The organism is Psychrobacter sp. T6-1, from assembly GCF_052258445.1.
In genome coordinates this window covers 1-1245 of the sequence record NZ_JBQQFC010000489.1, presented here as the reverse complement: position 1 = coordinate 1245, position 1245 = coordinate 1, and the positions used below count along the sequence as shown (strand labels likewise).

General features: G+C 51.6%; 2 protein-coding genes. Both read right to left on the bottom strand.

Annotation, left to right across the window (positions count from 1 at the left end):
- Nucleotides 1-311 (bottom strand): FAD-dependent oxidoreductase (locus ACTXGO_RS14040; protein WP_443574952.1); only part of this gene is annotated, 311 nt, incomplete at its 3' end.
- A gap of 1 nt (nt 312) precedes the next feature.
- On the bottom strand, nt 313-1245 hold a 933-nt coding region (nadA, locus tag ACTXGO_RS14035; protein ID WP_443574953.1), incomplete at its 5' end, for a quinolinate synthase NadA.

The following is a 1245-nucleotide window of genomic DNA, read 5'->3' as shown; positions in this document are numbered from 1 at the left end:
CATAACCATTGCACAGCCGATTGTCCAGCGCCCAAGATATCCGTTGTGTTATCGGTTGTACAGAGTCCAGCACCTGCGATAAGAGTATCACTGACATGATCAGTGATAGAATCCTCTTTATCCAAGCTTGCCGCTATGCCGCCTTGTGCATAATGGCTCGAGCAGACTTCAAGCGCCGCTTTACTCAGTACCGTGACATGTAGCGATTTTGGCAAAGCCAAAGCCGTGCTAAGGCCAGCCAAACCTGCCCCGATGATGAGGACATCAGTTTGCCGAATACTTATATTGTCAGCGCTTATAAGTCTATTCATATTACGCGGCTCCCACGTTAGCGAAGAGGGCGCGGTCTTTGACGATATCACCGCTGGCAGTGACGCGCTGCTTTTGCGTTTCAGCGAAATCTAACATACGCTGTAATGGCTTTTTGGCAGCGACTGCTAGCTGTTGTGACATCAGTACCTCACCGCTTTGATCTTTTAAGACGCGCTCGATACCTTGCAAGCCATTCATTGCCATCCATGGGCAAAATGCGCAGCTCTTACAGCTGGCGCTTTCACCTGCCGTTGGTGCAGCCAAAAAGCGCTTATTCGGTGAGCGCTTTTGCATCTCATGCAAGATACCTAGGTCAGTGGCGACAATAAAGGTATCGGCGTCCATCTCGTAGGTGGATTTGAGTAATTTGCTAGTTGAGCCAACCACATCAGCCAGAGCCACCACGCTATCAGGTGATTCAGGATGTACCAGCACTTTTGCCTCAGGATGCTCAGCCCTTAATTGCATCAGCTCAGTGGCTTTAAACTCGTTATGCACTAGGCACGAGCCTTGCCAAAGCAGCATGTCTGCGCCCGTCTCTTGCGCGATGTATTTACCCAGATGGCGATCAGGACCCCAAATGATCTTTTCACCTTTATCATGAAGATGGCGGATGATATCGATACCGACAGAGGAGGTCACCACCCAATCCGCTCGTGCTTTGACCGCTGCACTGGTGTTGGCGTATACGACGACGGTGCGATCAGGATGAGCATCACAAAACGCTGAGAATTCATCAGCAGGGCAGCCCAAATCAAGCGAGCACTCCGCTTCTAGGTCCGCCATCAGTACCGTCTTTTCCATGCTGAGAATCTTGGCAGACTCGCCCATGAAGCGTACCCCTGCAACGACTAACGTCTGAGCACTATGCGCTTGCCCAAAACGCGCCATCTCAAGCGAATCACCGACGCACCCGCCCGTCGCTAGTGCCAA